The organism is Novosphingobium resinovorum (assembly GCF_027922145.1).
GTDB lineage: Bacteria > Pseudomonadota > Alphaproteobacteria > Sphingomonadales > Sphingomonadaceae > Novosphingobium > Novosphingobium resinovorum.
On sequence record NZ_BSFC01000011.1, the window covers coordinates 182657 to 195358 of the forward strand.

Annotated in this window: 13 protein-coding genes; 3 read left to right on the forward strand and 10 right to left on the reverse strand. The window is 68.6% G+C overall.

The annotated features are described in order from the left end of the window. Positions 1 to 18: 18 nt before the first annotated feature. On the reverse strand, positions 19 to 645 hold the full coding sequence (locus PKE80_RS05800) for a TetR family transcriptional regulator (protein WP_271181689.1): 627 nt from the start codon (positions 643 to 645) through the stop codon (positions 19 to 21). Positions 646 to 761: 116 nt separating this feature from the next. Between PKE80_RS05800 and PKE80_RS05805 the strand changes: the two genes are divergently transcribed. Next, entirely contained in the window at positions 762 to 1670 is a 909-nt protein-coding gene (locus PKE80_RS05805) for a M48 family metalloprotease (protein ID WP_271181690.1), read from the forward strand. Between the two features lie 91 nt (positions 1671 to 1761). Here the strand turns inward: PKE80_RS05805 and PKE80_RS05810 are convergent, their stop codons facing one another. After that, positions 1762 to 2994, reverse strand: coding sequence for an RsmB/NOP family class I SAM-dependent RNA methyltransferase (locus PKE80_RS05810; RefSeq protein WP_271181691.1), 1233 nt, complete (start codon positions 2992 to 2994; stop codon positions 1762 to 1764). A 54-nt stretch (positions 2995 to 3048) separates the two neighbouring features. Here PKE80_RS05810 and PKE80_RS05815 point away from each other — a divergent pair, with 54 nt between their 5' ends. After that, a complete protein-coding gene (locus PKE80_RS05815; protein WP_271181692.1) occupies positions 3049 to 3216 on the forward strand; it encodes a DUF1674 domain-containing protein in 168 nt (55 codons plus the stop codon). Positions 3217 to 3332: 116 nt separating this feature from the next. On the opposite strand, the gene PKE80_RS05820 is transcribed toward PKE80_RS05815, so the two are convergent. The 7 genes from PKE80_RS05820 to PKE80_RS05850 all read right to left on the reverse strand — a co-directional run bounded on the left by PKE80_RS05820 (position 3333) and on the right by PKE80_RS05850 (position 10398). Next, a complete protein-coding gene (locus tag PKE80_RS05820; protein WP_271181693.1) occupies positions 3333 to 4775 on the reverse strand; it encodes an efflux transporter outer membrane subunit in 1443 nt (480 codons plus the stop codon). Beyond that, a complete protein-coding gene (locus PKE80_RS05825) occupies positions 4775 to 5728 on the reverse strand; it encodes an efflux RND transporter periplasmic adaptor subunit (RefSeq protein WP_271181694.1) in 954 nt (317 codons plus the stop codon). The genes PKE80_RS05820 and PKE80_RS05825 overlap by 1 nt, the downstream gene beginning before the upstream one ends. Next, the gene (locus PKE80_RS05830) at positions 5725 to 5940 is read right to left on the reverse strand and encodes a DUF1656 domain-containing protein (protein ID WP_271181695.1); all 216 of its coding nucleotides are present in this window, start codon (positions 5938 to 5940) and stop codon (positions 5725 to 5727) included. Before PKE80_RS05830 ends, PKE80_RS05825 begins: the two co-directional genes overlap by 4 nt. After that, positions 5937 to 7991 (reverse strand): FUSC family protein, encoded by a 2055-nt coding sequence (locus tag PKE80_RS05835; protein ID WP_271181696.1) that lies wholly within the window; start codon positions 7989 to 7991, stop codon positions 5937 to 5939. The genes PKE80_RS05830 and PKE80_RS05835 overlap by 4 nt, the downstream gene beginning before the upstream one ends. Further along, on the reverse strand, positions 7988 to 8440 hold the full coding sequence (locus tag PKE80_RS05840; protein WP_271181697.1) for a MarR family transcriptional regulator: 453 nt from the start codon (positions 8438 to 8440) through the stop codon (positions 7988 to 7990). The genes PKE80_RS05835 and PKE80_RS05840 overlap by 4 nt, the downstream gene beginning before the upstream one ends. A 168-nt stretch (positions 8441 to 8608) precedes the next feature. After that, entirely contained in the window at positions 8609 to 9103 is a 495-nt protein-coding gene (locus tag PKE80_RS05845; RefSeq protein WP_271182136.1) for a L,D-transpeptidase family protein, read from the reverse strand. A 5-nt stretch (positions 9104 to 9108) separates the two neighbouring features. Next, on the reverse strand, positions 9109 to 10398 hold the full coding sequence (locus PKE80_RS05850; protein WP_271181698.1) for an adenylosuccinate synthase: 1290 nt from the start codon (positions 10396 to 10398) through the stop codon (positions 9109 to 9111). Between the two features lie 237 nt (positions 10399 to 10635). On the opposite strand from PKE80_RS05850, the gene PKE80_RS05855 reads away from it, so the two are divergent. Beyond that, positions 10636 to 11499: an alpha/beta hydrolase gene (locus PKE80_RS05855; RefSeq protein WP_370424720.1), complete on the forward strand. Its 864-nt coding sequence runs from the start codon at positions 10636 to 10638 to the stop codon at positions 11497 to 11499. Here the strand turns inward: PKE80_RS05855 and PKE80_RS05860 are convergent. After that, a complete protein-coding gene (locus PKE80_RS05860; RefSeq protein WP_271181699.1) occupies positions 11496 to 12620 on the reverse strand; it encodes an ATP phosphoribosyltransferase regulatory subunit in 1125 nt (374 codons plus the stop codon). The genes PKE80_RS05855 and PKE80_RS05860 overlap by 4 nt on opposite strands. Positions 12621 to 12702: the final 82 nt, after the last annotated feature.

The following is a 12702-nucleotide window of genomic DNA, read 5'->3' on the forward strand; positions in this document are numbered from 1 at the left end:
CTCGGGGGGGGAATGGCGCTACACCGGCCCGTTCGCTTCGATCCCCTGGATCACGAAAGCCGCGATGGCGTCCCTGATCTCAGCCTCGCTCGCCATGCCGGGCGGGAACAGCCAGTCACGAAACATCAGGTTCGCCAGCACCGCCGCGAACGACACGCGCACCATCAGTTCCGGCGCGATCCGGGGTGCGTCGCCGACCCGCGCCTGGCTCATCGCCTCGCCCTTGCGGAAGTAGTCCTGCAACCCGTCGAGCGCCTCGATCCCGCCCAAAGCCTCAGGCGAATAGGCGTTGGCGACCGCCAGCGAGAGGAACATCTTCGAATGGCTGCCCATGAAATCGAGCAGTTCGCCGATGTAGGCCCGCGCCACGTCCTTGCCCTCGCCCGCTCCGGCGGTCCGCGCCTGGAAATCCGCGAAGTGACGGTTCAGCGGCGTGAAGATCGCCGCGCGGAACAGCGCCTGCTTGCTGTCGTGGAAGCGGAAGATCTGCGCCTCGGTCACATCGGCGCGGCGGGCGATGGCGGCAGTCGTCGCCCCGGCATAACCCGAGGCCTCGAACTCCTCGGCGGCGGCTTCGAGGATGCGGTCGGCCACTTCCTCGGAGGAGCGGCGGCGGCGTTTCGGTTTCGGATCGGGAGCGGTCAATCTTTCCTGCCGGTTTCGCTTGCGTGACTGCATGTGTCGGGAACGGCGGGCGCCATTGAAACCCTCCCGCCCGACCCTAGATTCGCCGGGACAAACGCTCAAGGAGACAATTGAAAGTGAACGGAATGAAGACGGCCATGCTGCTGGCGGCGCTGACGGCGCTGTTCATGGGGCTGGGCTACATGCTGGGCGGAACCGGCGGCGCCATCATCGCGCTGCTCGTGGCGGCGGGCATGAACCTGTTCACCTTCTGGAACGCGGACAGCATCGTGCTGAAGATGCACAACGCCCGCGAGGTCGGCCCGGAGAGCGAGTTCCACCGCCTCGTCGCCGAACTGGCGCAGCGTGCCGGGCTGCCGATGCCCCGCGTCTACGTGATCGACACCGAGGCGCCCAACGCATTCGCCACCGGCCGCGACCCCGAGCACGCCGCCGTCGCCGCGACCACGGGCCTGCTCGACATGCTCAGCCGCGATGAAGTGGCGGGCGTGATGGCGCACGAACTGGGCCACGTGAAGAACCGCGACACGCTGGTGATGACGATGGTGGCGACGATCGCGGGCGCCATCTCGATGATCGCCAACTTCGGCATGTTCTTCGGCCACATGGGCAATTCGGAGGACCGCCCCAATCCGATGGCCGCGATCGCGGCGATGGTCATGGCGCCGTTCGCGGCGATGATCGTGCAGATGGCGATCAGCCGCACCCGCGAATACGGCGCCGACAAGGCGGGCGCCGAGATCAGCGGCAACCCGCGCGCGCTGGCCTCGGCGCTGCAGAAGATCGCCGGGCCCGCCGCCCACTTGCGCAACCCCACCGTCGAGCGCAACCCGGCGGCGGCGCAGCTCTACATCGTGCCCTCGTCGGTGTCGGACCTGTTCTCGACTCACCCGGCGACCGAGAAGCGCATCGCCGCGCTGATGGCGATGGACGGCGGGGCGGCGCCCCCGCGTCCGGCTATGGCTTCGGTGCCGCGCAGTAGCGCGACGCGTGGCCGGTCGGCGCTCGATCCGAACCGGCGCTGAAGCCGCACACCTCGTCATTGCGAGCGCAGCGAAGCAATCCAGGGCGGCTGGAGACTGCCCTGGGTTGCTTCGCTGCGCTCGCAATGACGACTTAGGGTTTCACCCAACGCGCGATGAAGAAGCCGTCGAGGCCGCCCGCCTCGGCCAGCATTCCCGGATCGGTGCGCAGCCAGCCCTCGCCGGTCGGCGAAAGACCCTCGGGCAGTTCCGCTGCCGCGATCGGCGCAAGCGTCAGTTCGACGTCGGCCGCGCGGTCCTCGCCTTCCTCCTGCTCCAGCGAGCACACGGCGTAAACCAGCGTGCCGCCGGGCTTCAGCCACTCGGCCGCCCGCGCCAGCATCCGCGTCTGGATTTCGGCCATCTCCTCGATCTGGCGCGGCGCGATGCGGTGGAGCACGTCCGGATGACGGCGCGAGGTGCCCGTCGCCGTGCACGGCGCGTCGAGCAGGATCGCGTCGAACTTCTCCTGCGGCTCCCACGTAAAGGCATCCGCGAGCACCACCTCCGCCTCCAGCGCGGTGCGCTCAAGGTTCTCGCGCAGGCGTTCCAGCCGCCGCTTGGCGTTGTCGAGCGCGGTCACTTTCCAGCCCGCCGCCGCAAGCTGCATCGTCTTGCCGCCGGGCGCGGCGCAAAGATCGAGCACGGACCGGCCCTCACTCGCACCGAGCATGCGCGCGGGCAGGCTGGCGGCGAGATCCTGCACCCACCACGCACCCTCGCGGAAACCTTCGAGGTGCTCCACCGCGATCCCGCGCGGCAGGCGCACATGACCCGGCATCAGCGAGATGCCGCCGAGGCGCTCGGCCCACTCCGCCGTCGCCCCCGCATCGCGCAGCGCAAGGTCCAGCGGCGGCGGCACGGCGAGACCCGCGGCGATCGTCTCAGCCCGGATGCCCCAGCGCTCCATGACCGGCTCGGGCAGGGTCGGCACTTCGGGCAGCGTCACGGCGCGCTTGGTCAGGGTCGAGAACACGCCGTGCGCCAGACGGCGCGGGCCGCCCATCAGCAGCGGTAGGCCGGTGGCGATGACGGCGTGCGCGGGCGTCTCCAGCCGCAGCACTTGCGCCAGCATGATCTGCAGCACGGCGCGCGCCTTGGCGTCGTCCGCCAGCGGCAGGCGGGTGGCGGAGTCGATCAGCGCATCGAGGTCGGCGCGCCAGCGCAGCACCTCCCCGGCGATGGCGCGGGCGAGCGCGCGGTCGGCATCGCCCTTGATGCGCGCGAGCGCGGAACCGCCCGCCTGGTCGAGCGTCTCGCCCCTGCGCAGAACGGCATCGATGAGGTTGAGCGCGGCACGGCGCGCAGGAAGTCCGGGTATGTCCATCGTCGGCCCCTATACCGGATTGCCTTTTTCCGCCACCCGCACCACATGGGGTCCATGACCAAGCGCGCCACTGAACGTCCGGCGGCCTTCACCAAGCCCGCTCACTGGAACAACGACCCCGCTCCCCCGCCCGTGAAGGCCAAGGACGAGCAGGACCCCGACGGCCTTTCACCCACCCGCTACGGCGACTGGGTACAGAAGGGCATCGCGATCGATTTCTGAGGAGGCTGGAAAACCGCCTTCCGTCATTGCGAGCAAAGCGAAGCAACCCAGGGCAGTATTAAACCGCCCTGGGTTGCTTCGCTTTGCGCGCAATGACGATGGTGGATGAATGGCCTCTACTGGCCCTGCCCCTGCCCCTCCCCCTGCCCCCAGCCACCGCCGAGCGCGAGGAACACGGCGATCTGGTCGTCCACCAGCGCCGCTTCCGCCGCCGCATGGCTCACCCGCGCCGAGGCGAGGCTGCCCTGCGCGCTCAGGAGGTCGAGGAAGTCGCTGCGCCCGAAGCGGAACAGCTTGGCCGCCTGCCCTTCCGATATGCCGGCGCTGTCGCTCGCGCGGCCCAGCGATGCGGCCTTGTCCCGATCGCGGGCGTAAGTTTCCAGCGCCGTCTCGGTGCCCTGCAGGGCCGAGAGCACGGTCGCATCGAACTTGGCGAGATCGACATCGACCTGCGCCTTGGCGGCATCGATCTTCGCCTTGACGATCGGGCGATTGGGGAAGCTCCAGCTCAGTAGCGGGCCAAGGCTGAAGCCGAAGCTGTCGGACTTGCCGAGGTTCTGCAACTGCCCGCTGCTGGCGACGCCCGCGCCGATCGAGACGCTCGGGTAGAGGTCCGCCACCGCCACGCCGATGCGCGCGGTATCGCCGGCGATGGTGCGCTCGGCCTGGCGGATGTCGGGACGGCGGCGGATCAGCGCGGCGCCGTCGCCGACCGGCATCGGCTGGGCGAGGCGCGGCAGGACCGAGCAGCTCGCCACGTCCTGCGGATAGTCCGCCGGCGCCCGGCCGAGCAGCGTCGCCAGCAGGAACAGCGCGCCCTGCCGCTTCGCCACGAAGGCGGGCAGGCTGGCCCGGCTGGTGTCCACCGCGGTACGCGCGCGGCTGACGTCGAAGGCGGTGCCGCGCCCGCCGCGCTGCAGCCGGGTGGTGGCATCCAGCGTCTGCTGCTGCAGCACGATCACCTTCTGGACCGTCGCCATCTGGTAATTGGCGCCGCATACGTCGGCATAGGCCTTGGCGGTCGCCGCCGCCACGCTGATCCGCACCGCATCGCGCGCCGCCTCGACCACCTCGCGGTCCGCCTGCGCCCCCTCGACCGCGCGCCGCAGCTTGCCGTTGAGGTCGAGCGGATAGCTCAGCGAGAGGCCAAGGTCGTACGTCACGACACCGGGGATGTTGGTCCCGCCCGACTGGGTGGAATAGTCGCGCTCGAGATCGGCATCGGAACTGACGGTGGTGCTCAGCGCCCGCGCGCCGGTCGTCTCGCGCAGCACCGCTTCGGCCTTGCGGATGTTCGCCTCGGCGGCGCGCAGGTCGGCGTTGGCGGTGAGCGCCTCTTCCACCAGCGCGTCGAGGCGGGGATCGGCGTAGAGGCTCCACCAGCGGTCGGGCAGCGGCGCCTGCGCGAAGGCGGGATCGCGCGCCGCGACGAAGTCCCCCTGCGCCGAAGGCGTGCCGGACACCGCGTTCTCGGGCGGATGATAGTCCGGCCCGGCGGTGGCGCAGGCGGACAGCGCCAGCGCCATCGCGGCGGCGCAGAGAAGACGGGCGGGACGCATCACCGGGCTCCCGCGCTCTGCGTCGCGGCGGGAGCGGGAGCCGCCGCCGGGGCCGGAACCGGACGTGCCTGTCGCTTCGGTTCGCCGTCATGCTGCTCGATCGTCACCGTCGCAGTGCGGCCGAGGATCAGGCGCACGTTCTTCGGCACATGCGTCAGGCGCACGCGCACCGGGATCCGCTGGGCGAGGCGCACCCATGAGAACGTTGCAGCGACGTTGGGCAGCAGGTTGCCCGAGTCGCTGCGTGTATCGTCGTTGATGCCCGCCGCGATGCTCTCGACACGACCCTTGAGTACCTGCCCCTCGCCCATCAGCTTCACGCTCACCGGCGCGCCGATGTGGATGAGCGGCAGCTTGGTTTCCTCGAAGTAGCCCTCGACGCGGATCGAATCGCCATCGACCAGCGCCATGGCCTGGCTTCCGGCGGCCACGTAGTCGCCCGGATGCAGGTCGAGGTTGGTCACGGTGCCATTGACCGAGGCATGGACTTGCGTGCGCTGGAGGTCGAGCTTCGCGCGATCGACCGCGCTTACCGCTTCCTGCACGGCGGCGCGGGCAGTGGCGACCTTGGCGACGTTCTGCTCATGGGATTCGGTGGCGACGAGATCGCCGAGCGCAAGGTCGCGCGAAGCCTCGCGCTGCGCCTGCCCCAGCGTCGCCTTCGCGCTGGCAAGGCTCGCCTGCGCTTCCTCGACCGCCAGCGAATACCGCGGCTTGTCGATCACGAACAGCAGGTCGCCTGCCTTGACCACCTGGTTGTCGCGCACCGCCACCGAAGTCACGAGGCCGCCGATGTCCGGCGTCACCCGCACCACGTCGGCACGCACCCGGCCGTCCCGGGTCCAGGGGCTGCGCTCGTAATGCATCCACATCCAGTACGCGATGAAGGCCGCGAGCAGGACGATGACGATAGTGGCGGCGCTGCGGCCGATGGCGGGAAGCAGGTTCTTCATGGGTGGAGACCGGACCAGGTGGCGAGGAAGGAAAGCGCACCGAACACCATGACATAAAGGCACAGGTCGACGAGCGCGCGATAGGCGACGATGCGGTAGAAGCCGACGAAGTCCGCCACACGCATCAGCAGCATGGTCAGGACCGAGGCGATCACCGCGATCAGCAGGAGGGCGGGCATGTAGACGCCCAGGATGGAGACTTCGCCGTTCATGGCTGGCCTTTCAGCGCGGCGGCTTCTGGAAAGATGTTACGGCGCAGCGAGATCAGCGCCAGAGCGGCCTTGCGGCGCACCGAACGGTCCTCGTCGCGGATGAAGACGTGGAGCGCCGCGTCAATATCACCCAACAGTTCGGGCGCTGCGGGCGGGCGGTGATCGGGCTCGAGACGGCGATAGTAAGCCGCGACGTCGGCCAGCACGCTGGTCAGCGGCGCGCTGCGGGCGGGCGGCAGGTCGAGACGCAGTTCGCGCAGTTCACCGATTGCCACGCCGGTGCGAAGATCACGCAGCACGTCATAGAGCGGCGCGCCCGGCTGCTTGCCGGAGAGCGCAAGGCGGGGATTGAGCAGCGCGATACGGTCGAGCATGCGGTTGATCCAGCCACGCACGTCGGGCGGTCCGTAGAGGTTGGCTCGCTCGGCGATATCGCGCCAGCCCGCGCGCAGGGTGCGGCGGATGGCGCTCTCCAGCCCGGCCGTCTGCAGCAGACGTGCCATGATGATCGCGAACAGCGTGCCCAGCAGCTGCGCCAGCGAGCCGTTGGCGAAAGTGGCGAAGTTGTCGGTATACTTCTCGGCGATGATGAAGGGGCTGCCCATGCCGAGCAGCGAGGGCAGCGCAACGCCGGCGTAGCGGGGAGAATGCATCAGCGAACCCAGCACCAGCAAAGGGGGCGCCAGAGTCAGCGCGAGCATCGGAAACCCGTCGACGCGTGGCAGGATCGCGAAAGCGTAGATCATGCCCAGGATCGTTGCGATGAGCGTGCCGTTGAAGAACATCCACAGCGGCAACAGCGGATTGTCGGATGCGGCGAACAGCGCCAGGAACACGCCCGCCAGCATGACGGCGGTAGCACCGTCGTTCCAGCCGCTGCCGATCCAGAGCGTGCAGCCCAGGATGATCGTCAGCGCCGCACCGGCCGCACCGCGCACCGCGCCGCGATAGTCGCGATGAACCTCGCGGTTGCGCCGCCCTTCCAGCAGCGGCGGAATGCGCGCGGAAACCGGCTTGCGATTCCTCGTACCCATCTGGTCGGCCAGATCGCGGCAATCGAGGTGCGCTTCGATGAGGCTGGCCAGCCGCGAGCCCAGGCTGAGCACAAGCATGTCGTTCCAGCCCGAGGCGCCGTCCACTTGCGGCTCCAGTGCGACGCAGCGGGCCTTGAGTTCGGTCCCTATGCGCTCGCGTTCCTCACGGTCGTTCTCGATATGTGAAAGCCAGGCGCGGGTATCCGCCAGCAGCGCCTCGGCCTCGTCGCTCATCGCATCACGTTCGCGCAGTGCTGCGATGCGATCGGACACCGCCGCCCCCAGCGGCATGAGCAGCGAGAGCTGGTCCTGCAGCGCCCGCACCGTGCGCACGCGCGGGGCGAGGCGGCTGGTCTCGAACGGCAGGTGAATCGAAAGCTGGTGCAGTTCGGTGACGTCCTGCGCCAGCCGACGCTTTTCCGCCTCGATCGAGGGATCGGGCTCAAGCTCAAGCGAATCGCGGCTCCAGCGCTCGGCATCTCGCAGCATCATCGCCACACGGCCGAGCAGGAACGTCGAGACCGAGCCCGGCAGGACGACGCCATGGATCAGGCTGCCGCACAGGATACCGATGGTGATCTCCTGAACGCGCAGTGCCGCGTCCTCGAAGATGAGGTCGGGCGTGCTCACCGTCGGCAGCACGATCAGGCAGGCGGTATAGCCCGCCAGCACGAAGATGTAGCCGCGCGGCGTCCGGTCGAGCAGCGAGACGAAGACGCACAGCGCCAGCCACGATGCGAGCGCCAGCGTCAACAGTTCGGGCGAGTGCGCGAGCGGCGGCACCATGAGCACCGAGGCGGTCGCGCCGATGAACGTGCCGATGACGCGGAACAGCGCCTTGGACACCACCGCACCCGCCAGCGGCGCGGCGACGATGTAGGCGGTGAGAAAGGCCCAGTACGGTCGCTCCAGCCCGATCGAAAACGAAATGTACGCCGCGAGGATCGCCGCGAGGAATGCCTTGATCGAAAAGATGGCCGCCGGGACGCCCCAGCGCGCGAAGACCGGCCCGTTCATGCCCGCCCCCGCATCTCGGCGGCGCGGCTGCCGACCGTGGTAATCAGCTTTACGGCCGCTTCGAGGTCGGCGTCCGGAATGCCGCCCAGCAATTCCCCCCGCAGCGCCACCAGCCGCGCTTCCGCCTTGCGGGCGATGCGCGCGCCCTCGCCGGTCAGGTGGAGGAGATTGGCCCGGCGGTCACCGGCATCGGCGAGCCGCTCGACGAGGCCCGCCGATTCGAGCTGGCGCACGGTGGTGGTCAGCGAAGCTTCGGTGATGCCGATCGCCCGCGCCAGATCCGCCTGCCTCGCCCCTGCGCCCAGCCGCTCGAGATGGACCAGCGCCCATCCCGCCGAGTTGGAAATCTCCAGCGAGGCAAGGATGCGGTCGGCAAGCTGTCGCCACGCCCGCGCGACAGGCGCGAGTTGCGTGGCGAGGTCATGGGCAAGGCTCGATCGGTCGGTCATGGGTCCTGGGGGGATCGGGGGTGGCGGGTACTTAGGCTCCTAACTATTATCGGGCAACCGGGTTACCCTTGCGATTTACAAACCAGCAATGCCGGAAATTGCAATCCGCGCAAGTGGGACGTTGGTATCTCGTGATCCTCCCTGTCACGGAGCGATGGGGAGGATGGCTCAGGGTTCGATCTCGATGGGGGTGCCGTCGGCCACGACTTCCCACAGAGCCTCAATCTCTTCGTCGGAAACCGCAATGCAGCCGTCGGTCCAGTCGCCGGGTACACGGCCCGCAGCCCAGTCGTTCGGCTGACCGTGGATCATGATCATCCCGCCCGCAGAGCGCCCACGCCCCGCCGCAAAGGCGCGGTCGTCGGCGTTGGGGTAAGAGATATGAAGCGAGAGATGATAGGCGCTCGCCGGGTTGCCCCAGTCGATGACGTAACGCCCCTCCGGGGTCCGCTCGTCGCCTTCGAAGCGCTTGGGGCCGACGGGCTCGTCGCCGAGCTGGATATGCTCGATCACATCGACGAGGCGGCCGCCGGACCAGAGTTCCATGATCCGCGCCGCCTTGCGTACGCGGATCATGTCGATGTCAGGCAGTTTCAAAGGCCGGGGCGCTTCAGTGGCGCCCAGCAGCAGAAGCAGCGGGGCGAACCTCAGGACGCCCCGCATCATCATCAATCCACGAAGGGATCGCGCACGAGGATGGTGTCCTCGCGCTCGGGGCTGGTGGAGACGAGCGCCACCGGCGTCTCGATCAGTTCCTGGACGCGCTGGATGTACTTGATCGCCTGCGCGGGGAGGTCCGCCCACGAACGGGCACCGGCGGTGGTGCCCTGCCAGCCGTCCATTTCCTCGTAGATCGGCTCGACCGCGGCCTGATCGGCGGCGTGGCTCGGGTAGTAATCCAGCACCTTACCCTTGAGGCGGTAGCCGGTGCAGATCTTCACCTTCTCGAACCCGTCGAGCACGTCGAGCTTGGTCAGCGCGATCCCGGTGACGCCCGAGATCGCGCAGGACTGGCGCGTCAACACCGCGTCGAACCAGCCGCAGCGGCGCTTGCGGCCGGTGACGGTGCCGAATTCGTGGCCACGCTCGCCAAGGCGCTGGCCGGTCTCGTCCTCCAGCTCGGTCGGGAACGGGCCGGAGCCGACGCGGGTGGTGTAGGCCTTGACGATGCCCAGCACGAAGCCGGTCGCCGAGGGGCCGAGGCCCGAACCGCTGGCAGCAGTGCCCGACACGGTGTTGGAGCTGGTGACGAAGGGATAGGTGCCGTGATCGACGTCGAGCAGCACGCCCTGCGCGCCTTCGAACAGGATGCGCGCGCCCGCCTTGCGGACCTTGTTGAGGCGCTTCCACACGGGCTGGGCGAACTGCAGCACGAAAGGCGCGATCTCGCGCAGTTCGTTGAGCAGCGCCTCGCGGTCGATCGGGGGCTGGCCGAAACCGGCGCGCAGCGCGTCGTGGTGCGCGCAGAGGCGATCGAGCTGCGGCTCCAGTGCATCGAGATGCGCCAGATCGCAGACGCGGATCGCGCGGCGGCCGACCTTGTCCTCGTAAGCCGGGCCGATGCCGCGACCGGTGGTGCCGATCTTGCCCGCACCGGCGGCCGCTTCGCGCAGGCCGTCCAGCTCGCGGTGAACCGGCAGGATCAGCGGGCAGTTGTCGGCGATCGCGAAGTTCTCGGGATTGATCTCGACGCCCTGGCCGCGAAGCTTCTCGACTTCGGACTTGAGGTGCCACGGGTCGAGCACGACGCCGTTGCCGATGATCGAGAGGGTGCCGGTGACGATGCCCGAAGGCAGCAGGCTCAGCTTGTAGACCTGCTCGCCGACGACGAGCGTGTGGCCCGCGTTGTGGCCGCCCTGGAACCGCACAACTGCGTCCGCACGGCTGGCGAGCCAGTCGACGATCTTGCCTTTGCCCTCATCGCCCCACTGGGCGCCGATCACGGTAACATTTGCCATGGATATGCTCCTCCACCCTGCCACGGTGGATCCGGTATCGCCCTTCGACAGGACTCGACGATACGGATTTACGGTGGGGCAGGAGGCCCCGGCTTTTTCGGTCGGCGCCCTAAGGGCAAGGGGGGGCGGTAGTCAAGGGTCACCGGCACGAACGGGTTACTCTTCATTACACTTGGCGACTTGCCCCTGCCCGCTCCGGCCTGCGACCCTGCAGACATACCACGGGAGCATGCGACCATGAAGAAAACCCCAATGATCACGATCGGTGCCCTGCTGCTGGCGGTAGCTACGCCCGCCCTCGGGCAGCAGCGAACGGAAACGCTGAGTTACGGCACCGGAGCGCTGCAGACGCTCGATTTCTGGCCAGGAACTCAGAACGGGGCCGCGCGCAAAAAGCCTTCCCCACTGGTCGTCTTCGTTCACGGCGGTGGCTGGAAGCGCGGCGACAAGGACAGCGCCACCGGCCGCTACAAGGTCGCGCACTACACCGGCGAGGGCTACGCCTTCGCCAGCGTCAACTACCGGCTAGTCCCGGACGCGACCGTGGAGCAGCAGGCGCAGGATGTCGCCGATGCACTCGCGGCCCTGCTCAAACAGGCGGATTCGCTAGGTATCGCGCGCGGCAAGGTCGTGCTGATGGGGCACAGCGCGGGCGCGCATCTGGTGGCACTGGTCGGCACAGATCCACAGTATCTGCGCAAGGCCGGACTATCCTACGCCGACATTCGCGGCGTGATCCCGATCGACGGCGCCGCCTATGACGTGGCCGAACAGATGCAGGATGCCGGGCGGCTGATGGGCGCTACATATCGGCAAGCCTTCGGAACCGAGGCATCCCGCCAGCGCGCCCTGTCGCCCACCTTGCAGGCCGCCGCGCCCAACGCGCCGCAATTCCTGCTCCTCCACGTCCAGCGCGCCGACGGCGTGGGGCAAGCCCAGGAACTGGAAACCGCGCTGCGCAAGGCGGGCACGCAGGTCGAGCGCGAAGGCTTCCCCGGACGCGGATTGCCGGGACACATGCAGATCAACCGCGAACTGGGCAATCCGGACTATGCCGCGACCGGCGTAGTCGACCGCTGGCTTGCCCGGGTGTTCGGCTAAAGCGCGACCGCCTCGCCGCCTTCCAGCTTGTGCGAGCAGCCGAGCGCCAGCGCATCGTCCGCTTCCGAAAGCGCGGCGACGGTCACCCAGCCGATCGCCCGCTGACGACTGGCGACCTCGCGGTCATGGCCGAGCGGGAGGAACAGGCGGCGCTCTTCGCCCGCAGCGGCGGACAGGCTCTCGATCAGCGGATCGGGATAGAGCGAGAAGCCCGTCGCGGCTTCCGGATTGCGGCCGGTCTGACCAAGAATCGAATATGTACCGCCGCGCCCGAGGCTGCCGGGCACGCCGTCAGCGTAGATCGTGAAGCCGAACCACGACTGATACTCGAAGCCATGACGCTCGGACGGATCGAGGGTCAACCGCGCCTTGCCGCTCACCCGCGCGGCGATCGCCCGCAGCGCGGCGATACGGCTGGCGAGCACGCCACCGACGTCGAATTCAGCCAGCCGCTCGATCGCGCTATCGAACGGGCCGACGGCATAGAGCAGCGGCAGATAGGCCTCGCCGCCCGCATCGACGAGCCCGCCCGCGTCCTTGGCGTCGAGCATCTGGCGCACCGCCTCGATGTTCATCGAGGGCAAGGGCAGCGCGCCGGCGCTCAGCGTATCGACGAGATCGGGGAGCGTGAAGTCCACCGAAACGCCCGTCGCGCCTGCCGCGCGCAGCGTCTCGATCGCCAGTTCGACGATTTCGGCCACGGCTTCGGTCGAATCGGTGCCGACGAGTTCCGCGCCCAACTGCAGCCGCTCACGCGCCGGATCGAGGCCGTCGCCCTTGATGGTCACGACCTGCCCCGAATAGGACAGCCGCAGCGGACGCGGCGCTTGTGCAAGGCCGGTCGCGGCGATGCGCGCGACTTGCGCGGTGATATCGGACCGCAGTGCCAGCATCCGCATCGAGACCGGATCGACGAAGCGGAACATGCGGCGCACCTGAACGCCCGCCATGCGGTGCGCCAGCGCCTTCTCGAATTCGAGCACCGGGGTCTCGACGCGCGCGTAGCCGTGGCTCGCGAGAACGTCATGCGCGGCGCGGCGCACCGTCTGTGATGCCCATGCCTGCTGCGGCAGACGGTCGCCCAAGCCCTCGGGCAGAAGATCGCGGTCGTTTTCCTGCATAATGGCCGCGCCCTTAGCCCGCCCAAGCGCGGTTGTCGAATGTACAAATCTGCGACGATTGGCGACGAATTTTCCGTCGGCT

Bases quoted from the DNA above. Each gene is read 5' to 3' on its own strand.
- PKE80_RS05810 (WP_271181691.1), bottom strand. From the start codon at position 2,994: ATGGACATACCCGGACTTCCTGCGCGCCGTGCCGCGCTCAACCTCATC.
- PKE80_RS05815 (WP_271181692.1), top strand. From the start codon at position 3,049: ATGACCAAGCGCGCCACTGAACGTCCGGCGGCCTTCACCAAGCCCGCT.
- PKE80_RS05820 (WP_271181693.1), bottom strand. From the start codon at position 4,775: ATGCGTCCCGCCCGTCTTCTCTGCGCCGCCGCGATGGCGCTGGCGCTG.
- PKE80_RS05825 (WP_271181694.1), bottom strand. From the start codon at position 5,728: ATGAAGAACCTGCTTCCCGCCATCGGCCGCAGCGCCGCCACTATCGTC.
- PKE80_RS05830 (WP_271181695.1), bottom strand. From the start codon at position 5,940: ATGAACGGCGAAGTCTCCATCCTGGGCGTCTACATGCCCGCCCTCCTG.
- PKE80_RS05835 (WP_271181696.1), bottom strand. From the start codon at position 7,991: ATGAACGGGCCGGTCTTCGCGCGCTGGGGCGTCCCGGCGGCCATCTTT.
- PKE80_RS05840 (WP_271181697.1), bottom strand. From the start codon at position 8,440: ATGACCGACCGATCGAGCCTTGCCCATGACCTCGCCACGCAACTCGCG.
- PKE80_RS05845 (WP_271182136.1), bottom strand. From the start codon at position 9,103: ATGCGGGGCGTCCTGAGGTTCGCCCCGCTGCTTCTGCTGCTGGGCGCC.
- PKE80_RS05850 (WP_271181698.1), bottom strand. From the start codon at position 10,398: ATGGCAAATGTTACCGTGATCGGCGCCCAGTGGGGCGATGAGGGCAAA.
- PKE80_RS05855 (WP_370424720.1), top strand. From the start codon at position 10,636: ATGAAGAAAACCCCAATGATCACGATCGGTGCCCTGCTGCTGGCGGTA.
- PKE80_RS05860 (WP_271181699.1), bottom strand. From the start codon at position 12,620: ATGCAGGAAAACGACCGCGATCTTCTGCCCGAGGGCTTGGGCGACCGT.